15 protein-coding genes are annotated in these 22,715 nt (G+C 71.7%); 5 read left to right on the forward strand and 10 right to left on the reverse strand.

Features of this window, described 5'->3' with window-relative positions:
- The 5 genes from ACIOGX_RS06750 to ACIOGX_RS06770 all read right to left on the reverse strand — a co-directional run bounded on the left by ACIOGX_RS06750 (position 1) and on the right by ACIOGX_RS06770 (position 5,767).
- Positions 1 to 912: a carbohydrate ABC transporter permease gene (locus ACIOGX_RS06750; RefSeq protein ID WP_401910915.1), complete on the reverse strand. Its 912-nt coding sequence runs from the start codon at positions 910 to 912 to the stop codon at positions 1 to 3.
- A 1-nt stretch (position 913) separates the two neighbouring features.
- Positions 914 to 1,855 carry a sugar ABC transporter permease gene (locus ACIOGX_RS06755; protein WP_356508363.1) on the reverse strand — a complete coding sequence of 314 codons (942 nt, stop codon included), beginning with the start codon at positions 1,853 to 1,855 and terminating at the stop codon, positions 914 to 916.
- Between the two features lie 18 nt (positions 1,856 to 1,873).
- A complete protein-coding gene (locus tag ACIOGX_RS06760) occupies positions 1,874 to 3,208 on the reverse strand; it encodes an ABC transporter substrate-binding protein (RefSeq protein ID WP_401910919.1) in 1,335 nt (444 codons plus the stop codon).
- A 101-nt stretch (positions 3,209 to 3,309) separates the two neighbouring features.
- Positions 3,310 to 4,473 (reverse strand): ROK family protein, encoded by a 1,164-nt coding sequence (locus ACIOGX_RS06765; RefSeq protein WP_383960010.1) that lies wholly within the window; start codon positions 4,471 to 4,473, stop codon positions 3,310 to 3,312.
- Between the two features lie 226 nt (positions 4,474 to 4,699).
- On the reverse strand, positions 4,700 to 5,767 hold the full coding sequence (locus ACIOGX_RS06770; protein ID WP_356508357.1) for a mechanosensitive ion channel family protein: 1,068 nt from the start codon (positions 5,765 to 5,767) through the stop codon (positions 4,700 to 4,702).
- A gap of 283 nt (positions 5,768 to 6,050) precedes the next feature.
- Here ACIOGX_RS06770 and ACIOGX_RS06775 point away from each other — a divergent pair, with 283 nt between their 5' ends.
- Positions 6,051 to 6,590, forward strand: a complete 540-nt coding sequence (locus tag ACIOGX_RS06775; protein ID WP_356508355.1) for an HNH endonuclease — start codon at positions 6,051 to 6,053, stop codon at positions 6,588 to 6,590.
- Positions 6,591 to 6,953: 363 nt separating this feature from the next.
- On the opposite strand, the gene ACIOGX_RS06780 is transcribed toward ACIOGX_RS06775, so the two are convergent.
- Positions 6,954 to 9,989, reverse strand: a complete 3,036-nt coding sequence (locus ACIOGX_RS06780; RefSeq protein WP_401910923.1) for a beta-N-acetylglucosaminidase domain-containing protein — start codon at positions 9,987 to 9,989, stop codon at positions 6,954 to 6,956.
- Between the two features lie 288 nt (positions 9,990 to 10,277).
- Here ACIOGX_RS06780 and ACIOGX_RS06785 point away from each other — a divergent pair, with 288 nt between their 5' ends.
- The 3 genes from ACIOGX_RS06785 to ACIOGX_RS06795 all read left to right on the forward strand — a co-directional run bounded on the left by ACIOGX_RS06785 (position 10,278) and on the right by ACIOGX_RS06795 (position 13,158).
- Positions 10,278 to 10,511 (forward strand): hypothetical protein, encoded by a 234-nt coding sequence (locus ACIOGX_RS06785; RefSeq protein ID WP_356508351.1) that lies wholly within the window; start codon positions 10,278 to 10,280, stop codon positions 10,509 to 10,511.
- 19 nt (positions 10,512 to 10,530) lie between these two features.
- The gene (malQ, locus tag ACIOGX_RS06790) at positions 10,531 to 12,696 is read left to right on the forward strand and encodes a 4-alpha-glucanotransferase (protein ID WP_401765161.1); all 2,166 of its coding nucleotides are present in this window, start codon (positions 10,531 to 10,533) and stop codon (positions 12,694 to 12,696) included.
- 231 nt (positions 12,697 to 12,927) lie between these two features.
- Positions 12,928 to 13,158, forward strand: coding sequence for a hypothetical protein (locus ACIOGX_RS06795; RefSeq protein WP_129771144.1), 231 nt, complete (start codon positions 12,928 to 12,930; stop codon positions 13,156 to 13,158).
- A 184-nt stretch (positions 13,159 to 13,342) separates the two neighbouring features.
- On the opposite strand, the gene pepN is transcribed toward ACIOGX_RS06795, so the two are convergent.
- Positions 13,343 to 15,919 (reverse strand): aminopeptidase N, encoded by a 2,577-nt coding sequence (gene pepN, locus ACIOGX_RS06800; protein WP_401765165.1) that lies wholly within the window; start codon positions 15,917 to 15,919, stop codon positions 13,343 to 13,345.
- Positions 15,920 to 16,068: 149 nt separating this feature from the next.
- Here pepN and ACIOGX_RS06805 point away from each other — a divergent pair, with 149 nt between their 5' ends.
- On the forward strand, positions 16,069 to 16,599 hold the full coding sequence (locus ACIOGX_RS06805; protein WP_401910927.1) for a DUF1203 domain-containing protein: 531 nt from the start codon (positions 16,069 to 16,071) through the stop codon (positions 16,597 to 16,599).
- 192 nt (positions 16,600 to 16,791) lie between these two features.
- On the opposite strand, the gene ACIOGX_RS06810 is transcribed toward ACIOGX_RS06805, so the two are convergent.
- From ACIOGX_RS06810 to ACIOGX_RS06820, 3 genes are all read right to left on the reverse strand, one after another.
- The gene (locus ACIOGX_RS06810) at positions 16,792 to 17,820 is read right to left on the reverse strand and encodes an aspartate-semialdehyde dehydrogenase (RefSeq protein ID WP_356508343.1); all 1,029 of its coding nucleotides are present in this window, start codon (positions 17,818 to 17,820) and stop codon (positions 16,792 to 16,794) included.
- Positions 17,821 to 18,030: 210 nt separating this feature from the next.
- Entirely contained in the window at positions 18,031 to 21,342 is a 3,312-nt protein-coding gene (locus ACIOGX_RS06815; RefSeq protein WP_401910930.1) for a S8 family serine peptidase, read from the reverse strand.
- 254 nt (positions 21,343 to 21,596) lie between these two features.
- Positions 21,597 to 22,712 (reverse strand): hypothetical protein, encoded by a 1,116-nt coding sequence (locus tag ACIOGX_RS06820; protein WP_356508339.1) that lies wholly within the window; start codon positions 22,710 to 22,712, stop codon positions 21,597 to 21,599.
- Positions 22,713 to 22,715 lie beyond the last annotated feature (3 nt).

The raw sequence follows: 22,715 nt of genomic DNA on the forward strand, positions 1-22,715 counted from the left end.
TCAGCCCTTCACTCCGGTCAGTGTGACTCCCTCGACGAACGCCTTCTGGGCGAAGAAGAACACGAGGATCACAGGGGCCATGACCAGTACGGTCGCGGCCATGGTCAGATTCCAGTCGGTATGGTGCGCGCCCTTGAAGGACTCCAGGCCGTAACTGAGCGTCCAGGCGGCCGGGTTCTCCGAGGCGTAGATCTGCGGGCCGAAGTAGTCGTTCCAGGCGTAGAAGAACTGGAACAGCGCGACGGCCGCGATCCCGGGCCTGGCCATCGGCAGGACGACCCTGATCAGCGTACGGAACTCGCCGCAGCCGTCGACCTTCGCCGCGTCCAGGTACTCGTTGGGGATCGTCAGCAGGAACTGGCGCAGCAGGAAGATCGAGAACGCGTCACCGAACGCCATCGGGATGATCAGCGGCCAGAGCGAGCCCGACAGATCGAGCTGCTTCGCCCAGAACAGATACATCGGGATGATGATCACCTGGGGCGGCAGCATCATCATCGAGATGACGAGCATCAGCGACAACCGCCGGCCGCGGAAGCGGAACTTCGCGAGCGCGTACGCCACCGGGATCGAGGAGAGCACCGACAGGACGGTGCCGAGCCCCGCGTACAGCAGGGTGTTCTTCCACCAGGTCAGAAAGCCCGGGGTGTGGAACACCTTCGCGTAGTTGCCCCACTCCCAGGAGTTGGGGGTCAGATCGCGGGTGAGCGCCTGCTGGTCGCTCATCACCGAGGTCAGGAAGAGGAAGACGAACGGCAGCACGAAGAAGAGCGCGGCCGCGACCCCCAGTGAGTGCACGGCGATCCAGTGCAGCAGCGCCTTGCGGCGCGCGGCGCGGGCGGCCGGCGTGCGGTCGGGCGCGCCGGGCGCGGTCGTCGTCGGCGAGCCGGGGCGGCCGAGGAGTTGTGTCATCTCAGTCACCCGATCCGATCAGTCCGCCGCGCCGCCGCATCAGCAGCGCCGTGAAGGCCATGGCCAGCGCGAACAGCACGAGCGCGACCACACACGCGGCGCCGTAGTCGAAGCGCTGGAAGCCCAGGTTGTAGACCAGCTGCGGCAGGGTCAGCGTGGACTTGTCCGGGTACCCGGGCTCGAACTGCTGCCCGGAGCCGCCGATGACGCCGGAGGCGACCTTGCCCGCGACCAGCGGCTGGGAGTAGTACTGCATCGCCGAGATGACGCCGGTGACCACGGCGAACATCACGATCGGCGAGATGTTCGGCAGGGTCACGTACCGGAAGCGGTGCCAGGCCGACGCGCCGTCCAGCTCGGCCGCCTCGTACTGCTCCTTCGGCACGTCGAGCAGCGCGGCCATGAAGATCACCATCAGGTCGCCGATGCCCCAGACGGCCAGCAGGGTGAGCGCGGGCTTGGACCAGCCGGGGTCGTTGAACCAGCCGGGGGTCGGCAGGCCGAGGTCCCCGAGAATGGTGTTGACCGGTCCCGTACCCGGGTTGAGCAGGAAGACGAACGCGAGCGTCGCGGCGACCGGCGGCGCCAGATACGGCAGATAGAAGAGGGTGCGGAAGATCCCCGTCCCCGTCTTGATCTTCGTGATCAGCAGGCCGACGCCGAGTCCGAAGACCACCCGGCACGTCACCATGATCACGACGAGCCAGAGGGTGTTGCGCAGGGACGGCCAGAACATCGGGTAGTCGTCGAAGACGTACGACCAGTTCCCCAGACCGTTCCAGACGGGCGAGTTGAAGCCGTCGTACTTCATGAAGGAGAAGTAGACGGTCGAGATCAGCGGATACGCGAAGAAGACGGTGAAGCCGATCAACCAGGGCGACATGAACGCCGCCGTCCGAAGCGCCGACCTGCGGCGCTTCGAACGGAGCGTGTGCGTGGACATCGGTGGCGTCCCGGCCCGCTACTTGGCCTGCTCGATGTCACGGTCGATCTGCTGGGCGGTCTTCTCCAGACCCGCCTGAAGATCCTTCACCTTGCCCTGCTCGTACTGGTACCCGAAGTCCTGAAGCGTCTGCTGGTACGTCGAGCCGTTGATGGCGGCCGGCGGGGTGTTGGACTTCGGGTGCTGCGCGATGTCGAGGAAGGTCTTGAAGCGCGGGTCGAACTTCAGGCCCGGGGACTTCAGCGCCTCCAGCGTCGAGGGCACATTGCGGATGCCGTTGGCGAACTGGACGACCGCCTCGGTGTCGGTCGTCATGTACTTCACCAGCTCCCACGCGGCGTTCTGCTTCTTGCTCTGCGGCGCGATCCCCATGATCGTGCCGGAGAGGAAGCCCTTGCCGTAGCTGTCCGCCTCGTCGTCCGCCACCGGCATCGGCGCGACACCGATCTCGAACGGCACCTTGGCGTCCTCGGCCATGCCGAGCCGCCACTCGCCGTCCAGCTGCATGGCGACCTGGCCGGTGTGGAACGGGTGCTTGGCGCCCCACTCGTCACCGAACGTGGAGCGGAACTTCTCCAGCTTGCCGTAGCCGCCGAGGTCCTCGACCAGCTTCTTCTGGTACGTGAACATCTTGGCGAAGGCCGGGTCCTTCGCGATGTTGGACTTGCCGTCCTTGTCGAAGTACGCGTGGTCCCAGCTCGACATGTAGTGGTCGACGACCGTCTCGTAGCCGTGGTAGGTCGGCATCAGACCGACCTGCTCGTAGCTGTCGCCCTTGGGCTTCGTCAGCTTCTTGGCGACGGCGGCCAGCTCCGACATCGTCTTCGGCGGGGAGGCGATCCCGGCCTTCTCGAAGGCGTCCTTGTTGTAGTAGAGCCCGTACGCGTCGCTGAGCAGCGGCAGCGCGCAGCGCTTGCCCTCGAACTGCGTGTACTCCAGCAGCACCTTGGGGAACGTCTTCTCCAGGTCCAGCCCGGACTTCTGGATGAACGGGTCCAGGTCGGCGAAGGCGCCCGACGAGCAGAACTTGCCGACGTTCGAGGTGGTGAAGGAGGACACCACATCCGGCCCCTTGGAACCGCCCGCGCGCAGCGCCTGGTTGAGCTTGTCGTCATTGATGTTGCCGACGACGTTCACCGTGATGTTCGGATGGGCCTTCTCGAACCGGTCGATGTTCGCCTGGATGGCCTTCACCTCGGCGGGCGCGCTCCAGCCGTGCCAGAAGGTGATGGAGGTCTTGGCGTTCGGATCGTCGGACGCGTCGGCGCCGGACTGCCCGGTACACGAGGTGGCGAGAACGGATATCGCGGCCACCGCGACGGCGGAGACGGCGAGACGACGGTTTCTGAGCATGGCGGTACTCCCGGTGGTGGGTACGGGGGTCGGTAAGGGAGATACGGGGGGTGCGGGGGGCGGCGGAAGGGGACGGACGGGCGATCTTCGGCGGTTGGCGTTCAGCGGGCGGTGTCGAAGACCTCGTCGCGCGTGGTCGACAAGGCGCTCTCCAGCGCGCCCCGCAGGACGGGACGGTGCTGGACCCCACCGATGAGGAGCCGGGGGCGGGACGCGGCCAGTTCGGCCAGCTCCGCCTGGACGAGGGCGCGCAGCGGCTCACCGCCGGCGGCGGTCACCCCGCCCGCGAGGACGATCAGCTCGGGGTCGAGTACGGCGGTCACCGAGGCGAGACCGGTGGCGAGCCGCTGGGCGTACAGCCGCAGCAGCTCGGCCAGCCGGTCGTCCCGTTCGTGCCCGGCGGCGGCCCGGGTCAGCAGCCCGGCCGCGACCTCGGCGTACGGCGTCTCCGGGGTGTCGATGCCGAGGGACTTCGCGAGCCGCGGCACGGACTGGGCGCCCGCGAGCTCCTGGAAACCACCGCTGTTCGCCCGGACCACCTGGCGTACCAGCGGGGTGCCGGGGACCGGCAGGAAGCCGACCTCGCCGGCGCCGCCGGTGAAGCCGCGGTGCAGCCGCCCGCCGATGAACAGGGCGGCGCCGAGGCCGTCCTCGTTCCACAGCAGGACGAAGTCCTCGTCGCCGCGGGCCACTCCGAGGCGCTGCTCGGCGACGGCCGCGAGGTTCACGTCGTTCTCGTACTCGACGGGCATCGGCAGGGCCGCGGCCAGCTCGTCGAGGAGCGTGGTGGAGTGCCAGCCGGGCAGATGGGACGCGTAGCGCAGCCGGCCGGTGGACGGATCGAACGCGCCGGGCGTACCGATCACCACCCGGCGCACGTCGGCCACGGCGAGACCGGCGGCCTTCACGGCCCCCTCCAGTGCGTCCGTGACCTGACGGACGACACTGTCGGCGCGGCGCCCCGGGGTGGGCAGTTCGAACTCCCCGACGGTCGTTCCGGTGATATCGGCGACGGCGGCCAGGATCCGCCGCGGGCTCACATCGAGCCCGGCGGCGTACGCGGCGCGCGCGTTGACCGCGTACAGCTGGGCGTTGGGCCCCGGCCGCCCCTCGGTGGTCCCGGTGGCGACGACCAGACCGGCCGCTTCGAGACGGGCGAGCAGCTGGGAGGCGGTCGGCTTCGAGAGGCCGGTGAGCTTGCCTATCCGGGTCCGCGAGAGCGGGCCGTGGGCCAGCAGCAGATCGAGCGCGGCCCGGTCGTTCATGGCCCGCAGCACACGGGGTGTCCCCGGCGATGGAGTGGGTGATCCGGTCACATCGGTCACGGACTCGACACCTGCCCTTCCCCTGCTCACTCCCGATACTGTTAGGAAAGTTTCCTATCGGGTGGGAGGAAAGTAGGCCGGACGCCACGAAGGCGTCAATACTCTCCGGCACAAGACACCCCCGCGGCAACCAAAGCGTTACCTGCGGGGGCGGAGGGGAAAGGCGCTACTTCGCGAGGTTCGCGGGCGGCGTGATCGGGGCCGCCGCCAGGGACTGCGGGGACGTCGGGCTCGCCAGCGCCGAGGGGGCGGAGACCCCCGCGGCGGGGTCCGCCGTCGCGGCAGGAGTCTCCGCCGCCGGGAGAAGGCCGCCGACGATCTGGATGCCCGCCTCGTCGAACGCGCGCTTGATCCGCCAGCGCAGCTCGCGCTCCACCCCCAGCGCCTGGCCCGGCATCGTCTTCGCCGAGAGCCGCACCGTCATCGAGTCCAGCAGGACGGCGTCCAGCCCCAGCACCTCGACCGGGCCCCACAGCCGCTCGTTCCACGGGTCGTCCTTGGCCATCTTCTCCGCGACCCCCGCGATGACCGTACGGACGTTCTCCAGGTCCTCCGTCGGCCGCACCATCACATCGACACCCGCCGTCGCCCAGCCCTGGCTGAGGTTGCCGATCCGCTTCACCTCGCCGTTGCGCACGTACCAGATCTCGCCGTTGTCGCCCCGCAGCTTGGTGACCCGCAGACCGACCTCGATCACCTCGCCGGACGCCACCCCCGCGTCGATGGTGTCCCCGACGCCGTACTGGTCCTCAAGGATCATGAAGACCCCCGACAGGAAGTCCGTCACAAGATTGCGCGCACCGAACCCCAGCGCCACGCCCGCGACGCCCGCCGAGGCAAGCAGCGGGGCCAGATTGATGTTGAGCGCGCCCAGCATCATCAGCGCCGCCGTGCCCAGGATCAGGAACGACGTGACGGAACGGAGCACCGACCCGATCGCCTCGGAACGCTGCCGGCGCCGCTCCGCGTTCACCAGCAGCCCGCCGAGCGCGCTGCCCTCCACCGCCTGCACGCTGCGGTTCATGCGGTCTATCAGCTTGGTCAGCGCCCGGCGGATCACATGACGCAGCACGAGCGCGATGACCAGGATCAGCACGATCCGCAGCCCGGTGCCCAGCCAGGTGGCCCAGTTCTCCTGCACCCAGCTCGCGGCGTTGTTGGCGCGGTCCGCGGCCTCGTCGAGCGTGACGGAGTCGGACGACGGGCCGGCGGCCAACGGGGCGGACCAGGACACGGCGGAAACCTCCAGGTGTTGCCGGGGCGGTCCCACCACACTAACGGGGCAGTCCGGCCCGACCGGTGCTCCGGCGGCCGGAGAGACGCGCCTCACGTATGCCGCCCACGGCCCGCCCAGCCGCCCCGCGCGGGCCTGTGCGCGGGGCGGGGGCCGTCTTGTGGTCGAAAACACTCATGGCCCGTTACCTGCACGTGGTGGCGTTTCGACCAGGCATGAGGAGAGACTGAGAACAGATCGTCCCGGCGCGAGCCACGTGCCGCCGGCGTACAAGGAGGCATCCGTGCCGCATGTCCTGGTCCTCAACGCGTCGTACGAGCCGCTCGGCGTCGTACCGCTCCGCCGCGCGCTCGTCCTCGTCCTGGAGAACAAGGCACTCTGCCTCGAGGAATCCGGCGCCTTCATGCACAGCGAAACCCGCGTCATCCCGGCTCCCAGCGTCGTACGGCTGAAGCGTTTCGTGCGGGTCCCCTACCGGGGGCCCGTTCCGCTGACCCGCCGCGCGCTCTTCGCCCGTGACGGCGGTCGCTGTATGTACTGCGGTGGCGTCGCAACCAGCGTCGACCACGTCATCCCGCGCAGCCGCGGCGGACAGCACCGGTGGGACAACGTGGTGGCGGCCTGCCGCCGCTGCAACCACGTCAAGGCGGACCGCCACCTGCGGGAACTGGGCTGGCGCCTCAACCACCAGCCCGCCCCGCCGTCGGGCCTGGCCTGGCGCATCATCGGCACGGGCCACCGCGACCCACGCTGGATGCCCTACCTCCAGCCGTACGGCGCGGAGGACGCGGTGGCCCGCATCGACGCGCCCAGGGTTTCTTAGGGCTGCCCCGTCCCCCGGGGCGCGGGAGGCGGGGCAGCCCGCACAAGACAGACGTGAGCGCGGACGTTTCCGCACCGCCGCGCGGCCTCTTTTTTGAGGGCTCGGTTCGCCTCCGGGCGCTTTGAGCCCCTGTCGACGGTCGACCGTGCTCGATTCCCTCGTACCTCGGGAACCTCCGCGCGCTCTCCCTTTCGACAGCGGCGCGCCCTTCGGCTCACTCGCCGCCGGAAAGACAGCACCCGGAACGAATCGGCACCCCACCCCCGACCTCCAGCCGTGCGGCGGGTTGGCGGCCCCCGGCACCACAACGGCGTACCGCACCACCCCGCACCCCCGCCGGACGGCGCACCGCACCCACGATCCCTAGCCGGGAGGCGCCACCGCGTAGACCTCCACCGCGAACAGCGAGTACCCGAACCGCGTCGCCCGTCCCTCCCCCTGCACCCGCACGAACCGCGCGTCCCTCGCGTCCATCCCGAGCGCCTCCCGCCCGCCCCCGCCGTCCGTCACCACCGCCGCCGTCCGCCACGTGCGCCCGTCCGCCGAGACCTGGATCCGGTAGCGGGTCGCGTACGCCTCCTGCCAGTGCAGCACCACCTGGCCCACCCTGGCCGGCCGTGCCAGTTCCACCTGCCACCAGGCGCCGTCCTCCACGGGGGAGGACCAGCGGCTGGCCGGATCGCCGTCGGCCGCGGCGGCGGCCGGGAAGTCGGGGGTCTCGTCCCCGGACGACGAGGCCGTGCCCGTACGCGCCAGATCCGGGCCGCCGGTGACGGGGGAGGCGCGCACCGTGAGCGTGCGCTCCTCGCCGGCGAAGGCGAGCGGCACCTCGTACGTACCGGCCGGGGTGCCCGCGGGGACACTCACCTGGACGGGGATCTTCCTGCGGGAGCCGCGCGGAACCGTCGTCTCCTCGGGCACCGTCACCCGAATGCCGGAAGGCGGCTTCGCCGTGAGCGCGCCGCGCACCTCGCCGGGGCGCTGCGCGGCGACACGCGCCTCGACCGTCTTCGGCTCCCCGCCGATCTGGGCGTTCGCCTCGCCGCGCGGCAGGTCGAGGCTGGCCCGCGGTTCGTCGGCGAACCAGGGCACGACATGCCGTATGGACGGCGTGGAGCCGCCGGGTCCTCCGGGCCCGGCGCCCGCACCGGACCAGGCGATCCGTACCGCGTCGACCCGCTGCCCCTTCAGCCCCTTCGCGTCCGACTCGGTCCAGCCGCTCGTCGAGAGCGGCCCCAGGGCGCGCCAGCCCTGGCCGGGGATCCGGGCCTCGACGGTCGCTCCGGCGCCCGTGCCGGGCTCGGCCATCGTGTTGACCGCCTCCAGGGGCCTGGCCCGCCCCAGCTCGACGGTGTAGGTCCGCGAGTCCTGGGCGACGCCTCCGCCCGTACCGCCTGTCGCCTCGGTGCGTCCCGCCGCGCGGTCCGCTCCCGTCCAGGCCGACGACTCCTTGGCCGCCCGCTCCAGGAACGGCCCCAGCACGCCCTCGCCGACCGTCACGCGGCTCGCCTCCGCGGCCTCGCGCAGTGGCTCCAGGGCCACCGAGGCCCGCCACGCCGCCGCGCCGTCGCCGCGGTCCTGGGCCCGGAGCATGTCGACGGCCAGTTCGCCCGCGGTGCCGTACCGCGCGAGCTGGTCGAGCCAGGGCCGCACCTCGTCGTCCAGCCGGCCGTCCGCGGTCCCCGAGAGGCGCCGCGGGGCCTCGCGCATCGCCGAGAACGCGGCCCTCAGCCTGCTCGCCGCGGCGGTCCCGGCCGTCGCGTCCGTGGCCGTACGGGACCGCCAGAACGCGTCCAGCAGCGGCTTCAGATACGCCGACTCCGACGGGCTGAGGATCGACGAGGCGTCATTGCCCGCGAGCACGCCCAGCGCCTCGCGGGCTTCCTCGTCCTCGCCCGCGAGATCGTCGATCGCGGCACGCCAGGACTCCTGCGGTTGGTAGCCGCGCGGGTTCCAGGCGTAGTCGGCCGCCGTGAACAGCGGGATACGGGACGCCGACGCCTGCTCCATCGCGTTGGCGAGCAGCCCGACGGAGCCGCTCGCCACGGCGGGTTGCCTGCCGGTGTACGGGCCGAGGAAGAGCCGGCCCTGTTCGTAGTCGTTGACCGGGTAGTTGTCCATGGTGACCAGCGGGTGCCTGAACGCGGCACGCGCGCCCATCAGTTCGCGGCCCGTGATGGTGCGCGGCACGACCCCGACGCCCGTCCACGCCACCCGCACCCGCGCGTCGAGCGCGTCGGCGAGCGCCGTGCGGTAGTCCGTGGCGCCGTCCTGGTAGTACTCGGTCGGCATGACCGTGAGCGGTTCCGCGCCGCCGTACCGGTCCGCCAGATGCCCGGCCACCGCGTTCGCGACCCGGGTCTGGGCCGCGGCCGCGGCGCCCGGCCCCGAGCCGAAGGTCTCCGCGTCCTGGCCGCAGTGCCACTCGCTGTAGCTGACGTCCTGGAACTGGAGCTGGAACGCGCGCACGCCCAGCGCCCACATCGCGTCGATCTTGCGGATGAGCGCCTTGAGGTCCGTGTCCGAGGTCATGCACATCGACTGGGCGGGGGAGACGGCCCAGGCGAGCGTCACGTGGTTGCGCCGGGCGCGCTCCGCCAGCTCGCGGAACTCCGCGCGCTGCGCCGCCGGATAGGGATCACGCCAGCGCGCCTGGCGGTACGGGTCGTCGCCCGGCGCGTAGAGGTACCGGTTCTGCTTGGTGCGCCCCATGAAGTCGAGCTGCGCCAGCCGCTGCCCGTGGTCCCAGGGCCGCCCGTAGAACCCTTCCGTCGTGCCGCGTAAGGCGGTGCCGGGCCAGTCGCGCACGACCACGCCGGGCACGGCCGGCCGGTCCGCCGTCCGGCGCACGATCAACTGGCGCAGGGTCTGCGCCGCGTGGAAGAGGCCGTCCTCGCCGACGCCGTCCAGAGCGACCGTCCCGCGGCCCGCGACGGTGCCCACGGCGATCCGGTAGCCGCCGGACGGAAGGTCGGCGCGTTCGGGTGCGCGGAGGGCGCGCAACGCGTTCCGCGCGCCGCTGCCCCCGGCGAGCACCACGGGCCCGCGCCCGGCGGGCGGCTCTCCGGAGGGCCCGGCGGGCGCGGTGACGCGGACGGTACGGACGCCGGCCGCGCGCAGGAGATCCGCCAGTGCCTGTACGGCGTAGGTGTCGGCTTCCGCGCCGGCGACGACGGTCACCTCGTCCCCGAGCGTGACCGCGCTCCCGGCCGCCCTGATCGTCTGGGGCCGTGGCCAGACCGCGGGCACCGCCGTCCCGGCCTCGCGGTCCGGGGTGGTGGCCGTGGGCGACCGGGGGTCCTGAGGGGCGGCGAGCGCGCTCGGCGCGGTGCCGAGGAGTCCGCCGATCACGGCGACCGTGACAGCGGTCGCGGTCCGCTTCCTGCGCCCGAGCTGCATGCCTCGTCCCCTCATGCTCACTGGTTTCGCTTCTTGGCACCGCCCACGTCCCGCCGGAGTCCCGACAAGCGAGCCGTCGAGCGGCACCGAGCCCACCACCCCGTGGTGAAGGTGTCAATGCGCGTGGCCGTTGTGTCGCAAATGCCCGTTTGTGATAGGCAGGACCTTCAACTGCCGCACGGGGAACGGATCGTGACTCGACACACGTTTACAGGGCGTACACGTCTGCGGCTCCGCCCGCTGGGTAGGGCTGCTGTGACCTGTTCCCTGTTCCTTGGAGGCGCCGTCATGGCCGCATCCGCACAGCTTCTGCTCTCCGCCCTCTCCAAACAGGCGGAGCCCGCCCCGCTGACCAGCGAGCCCCCGCTCGGCGGCGTCGGTGCGGGACCCCTGACCAGCGAGCCCCCGCTCGCCGACGCGGCACCCCTCACCAGCGAGCCCCCGCTCGCCGGCGTCGCCCCGCTGACCAGCGAGCCGACCGCTCCCGGCACGGCGGGTGGCACGGAGTACCCCGGAGTCTGACCTTCCGAACGGAGTGCGTATGGGTCTGGCCAGGCTCGCCGAGCTGCACGGTGTCGCCACCGCGTACTCACCTTCCCCGGGCGTCACCGTCCCGGTCCCCGACGACACCGTGGTCTCGGTGCTCGCCGCGCTGGGCGTCGACGCGTCCACGCCCGAAGCGGTGGACGACGCGCTCGGGGACGCCGAGTCCGCCGAGGCGAGACGGCTGCTGCCCGCGACGCTGGTGCTGTGGACCACCCGGGACGACGCCCCGAGCGCTCCGGATGCCCCGGACGCCCCCGGAGAGCCCGCGAGCCCCCTTCATGCCGCCGCCCCGCCGCCGCCCGAGCTGCCGCCCGCCCTGACCGCGCTTCCGCCGGGCTCGGTGCTCCGGGTGGAGACGGAGGAGGGCGAGTCGGTGGAGCTGCCGCACTCCGCCCCCGCGGAGCCCGCCGCCTGGGCGGAGCTGCCGCTCGGGGTGCACCGGCTGGCCGTCGAGGCACCCGACGGGCGTACGGCCTGGGTGGTGCTGATCGTCGCCCCCGCCCTGGTGCCGCGCCCGCCCGCCCGTACCCACGGCTTCCTGGTGCAGCTCTACTCCCTGCTCTCCGCCCGCTCCTGGGGCATGGGCGACCTGGGCGACCTTGCCGAGCTGGCCGGCTGGTCGGGCCGGACCCTGGGGGCCGGATTCGTCCAGATCAACCCGCTGCACGCCGCCGTACCGGGCGATCCGACCGACCCCTCCCCGTACCGCCCCTCCTCGCGCCGCTTCCCGGACCCGGTGCATCTGCGGATCGAGGACGTCCCGGAGTACGCGTATGTGCGGGGATCCGACCGCGCGCGCCTCGACGCGCTGGGGGAACGGGCCGCGGCCCTGCGGGAGTCCGTCCTCGACAAGACCCCGGACGCGGGCGCGCTGATCGACCGCGACGCCGTGTGGGCGCTCAAGCGCGCGGCCCTGGACATCCTGGACACGGTCCCGCTCGGCCCCGGGCGGCGCGCCGCCTACTGGGACTTCCTGGCCGCGCAGGGCCGCGCCCTGGAGGACCACGCCACCTGGTACGCCCTCGCCGAGGTGCACGGCCCGGAGTGGCACGACTGGCCGGAGGCGCTGCGGGATCCGCGTTCCGCCGAGACGGCCGCGGCCCGCCGGGAGCTGCTCGACCGGATCGACTACCACTGCCGGCTGGCCTGGCTGACGGACGAGCAGCTGGCGGCGGCGTCCCAGGCGGCACGGGACGCCGGGATGTCCGTCGGGATCGTCCACGACCTCGCCGTCGGGGTGCACCCGGGCGGCGCCGACGCCTGGGCCCAGCAGGACGCCTTCGCCGCGGGCATCTCGATCGGCGCGCCGCCGGACGCCTTCAACGCGCTCGGCCAGGACTGGGGCCTGCCGCCGTGGCGCCCCGATGTGCTGGCCGCGTCCGGGTACGCCCCGTTCCGCGGGCTGCTCCAGGGCCTGCTGCGGCACGCGGGGGCCTTGCGGATCGACCATGTGATGGGGCTGTTCCGGCTCTGGTGGGTGCCCCAGGGGCAGGACCCCACCCGGGGAACGTATGTCCGTTACGACGCGGAGGCGATGCTCGCGGTCCTCGCCCTGGAGGCGCACCGCGCGGGCGCCGTCGTCATAGGGGAGGACCTGGGCACGGTCGAGCCCGGCGTACGCGAGGCGCTCCAGCGGCGCGGGGTGCTCGGCACATCCGTGCTCTGGTTCGAGCGCGACTGGGACGGTACGGGACGGCCGCTGCCGCCCGAGAGCTGGCGCGAGGGCTGTGTGGCCACGGTCACCACCCACGATCTGCCGCCCACGGCGGCCCGGCTCACCGGCGAGTACGCGGAGCTGCGCCACCGGCTCGGTCTGCTCACCCGCCCGCTGGAGCAGGAGCGGTCGGAGGAGCAGGCGGAGATCGCGGAGTGGCTGGGCGCGCTCGCGCGCCTGGGACTCCTGCCCGGGGGCGACGGGGACGAGGAGGAGGAGATCCGTGCCTTCTACCGCTTCCTGACGCTCACACCGGCGCGGATGATCGGCGTCTGGCTGCCGGACGCGGTCGGTGACCGCCGGCCGCAGAACCTGCCGGGCACCTGGAACCAGTACCCGAACTGGCGGCTGCCGGTGGCCGATGCCGAGGGCCGCCCGATGAGCCTGGAGGAACTGGCCGCCTCGCCCCGGCTGCACGGACTGATGGAGACCCTGCGCGACCACTGAGACGTAGGCCCTGTCGTCGAAGTCCCGGCTGCCCGGCGACGCCCGGCACGCACGCTCGCGGCATTGTCGGGATCACCCCAGTACGTCCAGTACGGGGGCGACCCTCCGCCGTGCGATCGCACGCACCGGACGCCGCCGGGCCCGCCCTCCGGGCGGACGGCGTTCCTTTGAAGACAGGCCCTACGGCACCCCGGGCGCGCGGCCCGCGGACGGGTTCGCTACGTTTGCACCGTGGACAAGAAGAACGCTCTGCGCGCCGGCGCCCTGGCGACCGGTACGACGCTGATGATGCTGCTCATGTCGTCCCCGGCGCTCGCGCTGACCCGTGACGACGGCGACGACCCGGGTCCCGGCCTGAGTGTGGGCGAGACCCTCGGCCTGTTCGTGGTCGCGCCGCTGGTGATCTTCGGCATCATCGCCGGTCTGGTGATGGTGCTCGACAAGTCGCGCAAGCAGGCCTGACCCACCGGGACTTCCTGGGCGTCGTCCGGCACCTCGTGTGCCGGACGGCGCTTCTGTGCGTGGCGTGACCGGCCGATCGGCCGGCGTCCGACGGAAGCGGCCGGAGACGGAGCCGGAGCCGGGCGGGGCCGGGGAACGGCCCCGCAAGCCCGCCCCGGCCCCGCCCGCCTCCGGACCCGCTCGGCTACGCGACGGCCGCCGCCGCGTCCGCCTCCTGCGCCTTCAGCGCGCGCTCGACGCCCGACCTCGACTCCGAGACCAGCCGGTGCAGCGCCGCGTTCGGGCCCGCCGAGGCGAGCCAGGCGTCCGTCGCGTCCAGCGTGGCGCGGGAGACCTGGAGCGCCGGGTACAGACCGACCGCGATCTGCTGGGCCATCTCGTGCGAGCGCGACTCCCAGACCTCTCCGACCACCGCGAAGAACTTCTCCGCGTACGGGGCCAGCAGCTCACGCTGGTCGGTCTGGACGAACCCGCTGATCACCGCCTCCTGGAGGGCGTTCGGCAGCTTGTCGCTCTCCACCACCGACGCCCATGCCTCCGCCTTCGCCTCGGCCAGCGGACGCGCCGAACGGGCCGCGGCGGCGTGGCGTTCGCCCGCCGCCGTACGGTCGCGGTCGTACTCCGCCGAGATCTCCTCCTCGTCGTGCAGCCCCACCGCCGCGAGCCGCTGGACGAACGCCCAGCGCAGCTCGGTGTCGACGGCCAGGCCCTCGATCGTCTCCGTACCGTCGAGCAGGCCCTGCAACAGGTCGAGCTGGTGCGGCGTACGCGCCGTCGCCGCGAACGCGCGTGCCCACGCCAGCTGGTGGTCGCTGCCCGGCTCGGCCGCCCGCAGATGCGCCAGCGTGGCGTCCGTCCACCGGGTCAGTCCCGCCTCGCGCCACGCGGGCGCCGCGTACAGGTCGAGCGCCAGCTTCACCTGGCGGTGCAGCGACTGCACCACCCCGATGTCCGACTCCTTCGTGATGCCCGAGAGCACCAGCTCCAGATAGTCGCGCGTGGCCAGCTCGCCGTCGCGGGTCATGTCCCAGGCCGACGCCCAGCACAGCGCGCGCGGCAGCGACTCCTGGAAGTCGCCGAGGTGCTCGGTGACGACCCGCAGCGACTCCTCGTCGAGGCGGACCTTCGCGTACGACAGGTCGTCGTCGTTGAGCAGGATGACGGCCGGGCGCGGCGTGTCCGCCGGGAACGGCACCTCCGTGCGCTCGCCCTCCACGTCCAGCTCGATCCGGCTCGTACGGACCAGCTTGCCGTTCCCGTCCAGGTCGTAGCAGCCGATCGCGATCCGGTGCGGGCGCAGCACAGGCTCGCCCTTGGCCCCGGCCGGCAGCGCCGGCGCCTCCTGCCGTACGGCGAGCGAGGTCACCCGGCCCGAGGCGTCCAGCTCGATCTCCGGGCGCAGGACATTGATGCCGGCCGTCTCCAGCCACGCCGTCGACCAGGTCTTCAGATCGCGCCCGGACGTCTCCTCCAGCGCGCCCAGCAGATCGGACAGCCGGGTGTTCCCGAACGCGTGCGCCTTGAAGTACGCCTGCACGCCGCTGAAGAACTCGTCCTGGCCGACGTACGCGACCAGCTGCTTCAGCACGGACGCGCCCTTGGCGTACGTGATGCCGTCGAAGTTGACCAGCACATCGTCCAGATCGCGGATGTCCGCCATGATCGGGTGCGTGGAGGGCAGCTGATCCTGCCGGTAGGCCCAGGTCTTCATGGAGTTGGCGAACGTGGTCCAGGAGTGCGGCCACCTCGAACCCGGCGCGTACGCCTGGCAGGCGATCGAGGTGTACGTGGCGAACGACTCGTTCAGCCACAGATCGTTCCACCACTCCATGGTGACCAGATCGCCGAACCACATGTGCGCCAGCTCGTGCAGGATCGTCTCGGCCCGCGTCTCGTACGCCGCGTCCGTCACCTTCGAGCGGAAGACGTACTGGTCGCGGATCGTCACCGCGCCCGCGTTCTCCATCGCGCCCGCGTTGAACTCCGGCACGAACAGCTGGTCGTACTTGGCGAAGGGGTAGTCGTAGGCGAACTTCTCCTGGAACCAGTCGAAGCCCTGCCGGGTGACCTCGAAGATCGCGTCCGAGTCCAGATACTCGGCGAGCGAGGGCCGGCAGTAGATGCCCAGCGGCACGGACTGCCCGTCCTTCTCGTACGAGCTGTGCACCGAGTGGTACGGACCGACGATCAGCGCGGTGATGTACGACGAGATGCGCGGCGTCGGCTCGAAGACCCAGGTGTGGTCCCTGGGCTCCGGCGTCGGCGAGTTGGAGACGACGGTCCAGCCCTCGGGCGCCTTCACGGTGAACTGGAAGGTCGCCTTCAGGTCGGGCTGCTCGAACGAGGCGAACACCCGCCGCGCGTCCGGCACCTCGAACTGCGTGTACAGATACGCCTGCTCGTCGACCGGGTCGACGAAGCGGTGCAGCCCCTCGCCGGTGTTGGTGTAGGCGCAGTCCGCGACGACCGTCAGCTCGTTGGGGCCCTCGTGCAGATGCGTCAGCGCGATCCGCGAGTCCCGGAAGACGGCGGCGACGTCCAGGGATGTGCCGTTCAGCACGACCTCGTGCACCGCGGGCGCCACCAGATCGATGAAGGTCTCCGCCCCGGCCTCCGCGCTCCGGAAGCGCACCGTGGTCACGGACCGGTAGGTGCCGCCCTCCTGTGCGCCGCTGAGATCGAGATCGATCTCGTACGAGTCCACGGTGAGGAGGCGTGCGCGCAGCTGCGCCTCTTCGCGGGTCAGATTTGTGCCAGGCACCCGGGTCATCTCCTCGGTTCGTGACGTTTGGGCCCATCCTTCCACGCGGACGGGGCTCGACGCCCGGCAGTAAACCGGCGTGCGCGGCAGGTCAGCGCGAGGTCCGGAAACCGCCGGTCACGGGCGGGTGGCCACGCGACGCTGAACCCATGACGAACCATCTCGCACGCCCCATCACCCCCGCCGCGCTCAAGGAACTGCGCGACACCGACGACTCGGGCCACACCCGTGCCCCGTTCACCGACGAGGAGGGCGGCGCGCCGCTGCGCTGCTGTCTGCGGCCGAGCCGGAGCGGGGAGAGGCTGCTGCTCGTCTCGTACGCCCCGCTGCGCCGCTGGGCCGCCGAGAGCTGGGCCCAGCCGGGCGCGTACGACGAACAGGGGCCGGTCTTCATCCACGCCGAGGAGTGCGGGGGACCGGCCGACGGGGGCTATCCGTATGCCAGGCCCGGCGCGCTGCGCACCGTGCGGCGCTACAGCGCCGAGGGCCGGATCCTCGGTGGCCGGCTTCTGGAGCTTCCGGAGAACGCCGCCGCGGGGGTCGGCACGGCAGCCGGCACGGCGGTCGACACGGCATTCGACGACGCGTTCGACGAGGCTTTCGCCGATCCCGAGGTCGCGCTGGTGCATGTGCGCGCGGTGGAGTTCGGCTGCTTCCATTTCGAGGTTCGCCGCGCCTGACCCTGACCGCCTGACCACCGCCTGATCGCCGCACCGGCTGAGCGGCGCCGCGCCGTCCCCGGCGCCGGATCCGGCACGGCGGGATCCCCGTACCGCCTGTACCGCCTGTGCCGCCCGTACGGCTCGTACGGGCGGCACGGCTCGTCCGCGGGGCATCCCGCCCCGCCTGTACCGCTGGGGTGAGCGGACCGCTCAGCCCTTGAGCTCGGCCGCGACCAGCTCCGCGATCTGGACGGCGTTGAGCGCCGCGCCCTTGCGCAGATTGTCGTTGGAGAGGAACAGCGCCAGACCGTTCTCCGCGGTCTCGTCGTTCCGGATCCTGCCCACGTACGAGGCGTCCTTGCCGGCCGCCTGGAGGGGCGTGGGGATCTCGGACAGCTCCACCCCCGGCGCGTCCTTCAGCAGCTCATAGGCGCGCTCCACGCTGATCGGGCGGGTGAAGCGGGCGTTGACCTGGAGGGAGTGGCCGGTGAAGACCGGCACCCGGACACAGGTCCCGGAGACCTTCAGCTCCGGGATCTCCAGGATCTTGCGGGACTCGTTGCGGAGCTTCTGCTCCTCGTCGGTCTCGAAGGAGCCGTCGTCCACGACGGAGCCCGCGAGCGGGAGCACGTTGAAGGCGATGGGGCGCTGGTAGACGCCGGGCTCGGGGAAGTCGACGGCCCCGCCGTCGTGGGTGAGCCGGTCGGCCTCGGCGATGACCTTCTGCGCCTGGCCGTGCAGCTCGGCCACACCGGAGAGGCCGGAGCCGGACACGGCCTGGTAAGTGGTGGCGACCAGCGCCGTCAGCCCGGCCTCGGCGTGCAGCGGGCGCAGCACGGGCATGGCGGCCATCGTGGTGCAGTTCGGGTTCGCGATGATGCCCTTGGGCCGGTTCTTGATCGCGTGCGGGTTGACCTCGGAGACGACCAGCGGGACCTCGGGGTCACGCCGCCAGGCGGAGGAGTTGTCGATCACGACGGCGCCCTGGCCGGCGACCTTCTCCGCGAGCGCCTTCGAGGTGGCGCCGCCGGCGGAGAAGAGCACGATGTCGAGCCCGGAGTAGTCGGCGCCGGACGCGTCCTCGACCGTGATCGCCGTGCCCTGCCACTCGACGACGGACCCCGCGGACCGCGCGGACGCGAAGAGCCGCAGCTCGGTGACCGGGAAGCTCCGCTCGGCCAGGACCCTGCGCATGACTGTGCCGACCTGACCGGTGGCTCCGACGATTCCGACCTTCACTGGGGCTCCTTCATTCGCGACTGTCCCGGGCACATGTCCCGCTTCATCATGCGTCTGTCCCGGGGCGGCTTGTCCAATCCATTGTCCAGGGGGCGGACAAGACGGGGCGTACGGGCGGAGGACACAGGAGAGGCGGGCAGAAAGGGCGGGCGCCCGCGTACGGACGCCCGCCCCCTGGTGCTGCCTCTCGGCTTCCTACGGTACGTCCCGTTACGGGGTGACGCTCTCGATGATCACACTGCCGGTGCCCGCGGCCGTGCCGCGCGCGTTGAGCAGCTGGACCTCACCGAAGAACTGCCGGCCCGCCGGGGCCGCGCTCTTCACCAGCACCTCGGCCGCGACCTGCGCCGAAGCACCACTGGCGAGCTTGACGGGACCGTCCGCCTCGACCGAGCCGAGCGAGTCCGAGTAGTACACGTCGCGGTAGTCGTACGCCGTGGACCCGGCCGGGACCGCGTAGGCGTCGACGCTGATCGTGTACGTACCGGCCGCCGGGTTGGCCAGGCTGACGGACTCCGCCGAGCCGGCCGTCGTGGACTGGCCGAGGGTCCGGCCGTCCTTCTCGACATAGAGGTCGAGGTCGGCCCCCGTGTCGGTCGTGCCGCCGATCGCCACGTCGAGCCGCTCGACGCCCGCACCGATGGTGACGGTCGTCACCTGCTGCTCGCCGTCCGCGATCGTCGGACGGGAGACCTTCGCCGAGCCCAGCGAGCCGCCGCCGAGCGTGCCGTCGAGGGCCGCGTAGCCGTTGGTGACCTTCCAGGACACCGGGGCCGGGGTGCCGATCTTCGCCTCGGGGATCGTGGTGACCGCCGGGTCGAAGACCGTGCCCATCAGCGTCGTGTCGAGCGTGTACGTGTTGTCGAGCAGCGGCGACGTACGGCGCGACTCGACCTCGATCTCCCAGACGCCGGGCTGCGGGTCCTGGTACGACCGCACGTCCGGGCGGCAGGTGTTGGCCGGGTTCGGGTAGTTCGGGTAGCAGAAGATCGTGGAGCTGTCCTCCATCTGCACGCCGTACGGGCTGATGGCGATGAACCGGGTCTGGCTGTCCTTGGCCAGTCCGCCGAGCGCCACCTCCAGGGTCTTCGCGCCCTCGGGCACCGTCACGAAGTACGACTTCGACGCGTTGCGCTGCACCGAGCCCGACGCCGAGAACGCGTACGCGGGCTTGGCCAGCTCCTTCGAGACGACCACGGTGGTGAGGACCTGCTTGTCCACGCCCTCCGTACGGCGGTCGTCGACCTCCAGGATCGCGCTGTGCACCCCGGCGGAACCGGGCCTGGCCTGCACGGTCACGGTCACCGGCTGGTTCAGCGGCAGCTTGATCCGGTCGCTGCCGAGCAGCCGGAAGGTCTTGTCGTCGTACTTCCACTTCAGCCGGTGCTCCAGCGCGCCCTTGGCGCCGGTGGTCCGGGTGAGGGTGATGTCGTACGTCCGGCTCTTGCCGGCCTTCAGGCCGCCCTCGCGGTCGTACAGACCGGTGCCGAAGCCCGGGGTCTTCAGGAGCTGGTCGAGGGCCGTGTCGACGGGGGCCTTGACCGTGTACTCATGGGCGGTGGCGCCCTTCTGGATGGACTTCCACGCGCCCTCGACGTCGATCAGACCGGCGCCCTGCTCATGTGCCTGGAGACCGGCGATCTTGGTGGCGCTGCTGGTGAGCGCCGTCCGCAGGGTGGCGGGGGTGAGGCTGATCCGCTTCTGCTTGGCGGCGGAGAGCAGCAGCGCGCTCGCGCCCGCGGCCTGCGGGGAGGCCATCGAGGTGCCCTGGAGCATGGAGTAGCCGGGCGGCAGCTGGTAGCCCGCCTCGGCGACCGGGCCGCCGGGGGCCCAGGTCTGGGTGCTGTTGATGGCCGCGCCCGGAGCGGTGAGGGTCGGCGTGAAGCCGCCGTCCTCGCGGGGGCCGCGGGCCGAGAACGGCAGCAGCGCGTACTTCGTCGTCACACCGGAGCCGTAGTTGGCGGCCCAGGTCTCCTTGGAGATCGACGCGGCGACGGAGATGACCTTGTCGGCCAGGGCCGGGTCACTGATGGTGTTGGTGCCCGGACCGTCGTTGCCGGCCGAGATCACGATCTGCACGCCGTACGTGTCGATGAGCCGCGTGTACAGCTGGGCACGGGCGTTGTTGCCGTCGTTGAGCGGCGGCAGACCGCCGATCGACATATTGACGATGTCCACACCGCGGTTGGCGACGAGGTCGATCATGCCCTCGGTCAGCGCGACGCTGGTGCAGCCGCCGCTCCAGGAGCAGGCGCGCGAGGACACCAGCTTGGCGCCGGGGGCGGCGCCGTTCATCTTGCCGCCGAACAGGCCGTTGGCGGCGGTGATCCCGGCGACGTGCGAGCCGTGCGCGCCCTCGATGACACCGATGTTGACGAAGTCGGACTTCGCGCCCGCGGCGTTGTAGACGACGTCCTTGCGGATCTCGACCACGAACGGGATGCGCTCGACCACCGAGGTGGCCGGGTCGTCCGTGCCGAAGTAGCCGACCTGGAAGCCGTTCTTGTACGGCTTCATGGCGGTGTCGTTGGTGAAGTTGCCGTCGTTGTTGAGGTCGACGCGTACGGTCCCCTTGGCCGGGTCGTAGAGCACGCCCCAGGTGTCGGTGGTGTCACCGTCACGGTTGAGGTCGCCCGCCATCTCGCCGCCGAGGGTGGCGTCCTCGCGGAACGCGCGGTACTTGAACGAGCCCGCCGGAGCCTTCCAGGTACGGCCGTCGGCCGTGAAGGACGGACCCGACACCGCGGTGTCCATCCGGCGCCAGGTGCCGTCGCCGTCGGACACCGGGTCCGTGGCGGTCACCCAGTCGACGATCTTGCGCTCGCCGGTGGTGGTCTTCTGGAGCGCGGGGTGGCCCAGGTCGACACCCGAGTCCAGGATGCCGATGGTGACCCCGCGGCCGTCGGCCTTCGGGTTCTTCTTGACGAAGTCCACCGCGCCGGTCTCGAAGGACGGGTTGTACGGGTTCTTCGCCGGGGTCTCGCTGCTCGGCGCCGGGTACTTCTTGGCGGCCGAACCGCTCGCGCCCTTCGCGGCCTTCGCCGTGTCCGCGGCGGGCCTCGGGTCGTCCAGCGCGATCTCCTGGTTGAGATCGATGCCATGGACGGAGGAGAGCTTCTGGGCCGCCCTGATCGCGGCGTCCGCCTTGGCGGTGGGGAGCGTGGCCCGTACGTAGCCGAGCTTGTCGTTCGTGTTGCCGACCACGGCGCCCGCGACGGCGTCCAGTTGACCGGCGACCTGCTCGGTCGCCCCCGGTGCGGTGGCGACCATCATGGTGATGTTCTTCTCGCCCTTGGCCTTCGCCTTGGCGAGCAGACCGGCGTCGGCCGCCCCGAGCTTGTCGGAGGCGCCGGAACCGGAGGACGACTTGACGGGGGCGGCCGGGTCATCGGCGCCCGTCGCGGAGAAGGCGGGCACCGCGCCGGTGGCTATCAGCGCGGCCACCAGACCGGCGGCCGCCGCGACCCTGGCCACGCGTCTCGGCCCGGATATGGAGCTCTCGGATTCGGAGGTCATCAGCATCCCTGCGTCGTGAAAGAGACAGTCCGGAATTCGGTACCGGATGACCGCTCAGCTTTTCGTAAGAGACAGGGTTTTGTGGAGGGTTGTCAGGGGCGAGTTTCAGTCATGGCGGACACCCGCCAGTGGTGCGCCTGCGCCACCGGGGACCAATGGGGCGAAATCCGCGCCGATACCGGGGAGCCGGAGGGCCGGGCCGGGGCTGAGGGCCGCGCGCCGGAGCCGACTCCGGCGCGCCCGCCCCCTCGCCGCGTCGTTCATCTCGGCAGGATGACCACCTGGGCGGCCGGATCCCGGTCGTTCGCCGCCATCAGGGCCGTACGGACCACCGTCGCCTGCTGATCCAGCGCCTCCCGCAGCTTCCTGGGCGTGAGATGGACGACCGTGATCCCGAGCCGCTCCAGATGCTCGCGCTTACGGACGGCCGCCGACCACAACTCGTCCTCGTCGTCCGTCCGGTCCTCGTCCCGGCCGCCCGGCCTCGGCGCCCTGGTGTCCAGTTCGACGGCGACCGCCTGGTCCGGCCAGTAGGCGTCCACGGCGCCCAGGTACGGCCCGCCGGGCAGCCGCAGATCCACGTTCCACAGCGGCTCCTGGAGCCCGTACACCCGCACCAGTTCGTACAGCCGGCCCTCGGCCAGCGTCCGCCCCTCGGCGAGCAGGGAGTCCACCGCGTCCACCACATGCCGCCGCGCGAGCAGCCCGGACTGGCTCAGCTCCCGTACCACCAGGGCCGGTTCGCAGTGCCCGGCGCGGACCGCCTCGGTCAGCAGCGCGACGACGGCATCCGCGTCGGACAGTTCCGCCACCGCGTCGGCCAGCGCGCGTCCCACGGGCGCCACCGGCATCCCGTCGATCCGCTCGGGGCGCGGCAGGGAGTGCGCCCGGATCAACTGGGCATACCCCGTGGACCGCAGCCGCCGGGTGCGCGGTACGAGCACATCGATCCGGTCCAGCGAGAGCACCGGGGGAGTGGACGAGAATCCGTACAGCGCCAGCGCCGCCAGCCCCGTGAGCATCACCGCGCCGTACGGGGACACGGAAGCCGCCGACGCGGACCCCGATCCGGACCCGGACGAGGGCGAGGGCGCGGAGGTGGGCTGGGCCGGTACACCCCGTGAGCTCTCCGCGCTCGGCCGCCCCGCGTACAGCAGTACAGCCCGGAGCCGCTCGTCGGCGGTCGGCGGCCCGGCGTGCAACAGGAAGACCCCCGGCAGCGGTTGCTGCCAGGGGCCGCCGGGCCGGCACTGAGCGGTGGCCCGCCCACCGGGGACACCGCGCTCACGCAGCTGCGCGAGCGAGAGCACACGACTCCGGGCGTCGTCGGAGAGGTGGCTGAGGGGGCGGGGGGAGACCGGGGTGTTGTTGTTCATGTC

It is taken from the genome of Streptomyces sp. NPDC088147 (genome assembly GCF_044741565.1).
Classification (GTDB): Bacteria; Actinomycetota; Actinomycetes; order Streptomycetales; family Streptomycetaceae; genus Streptomyces.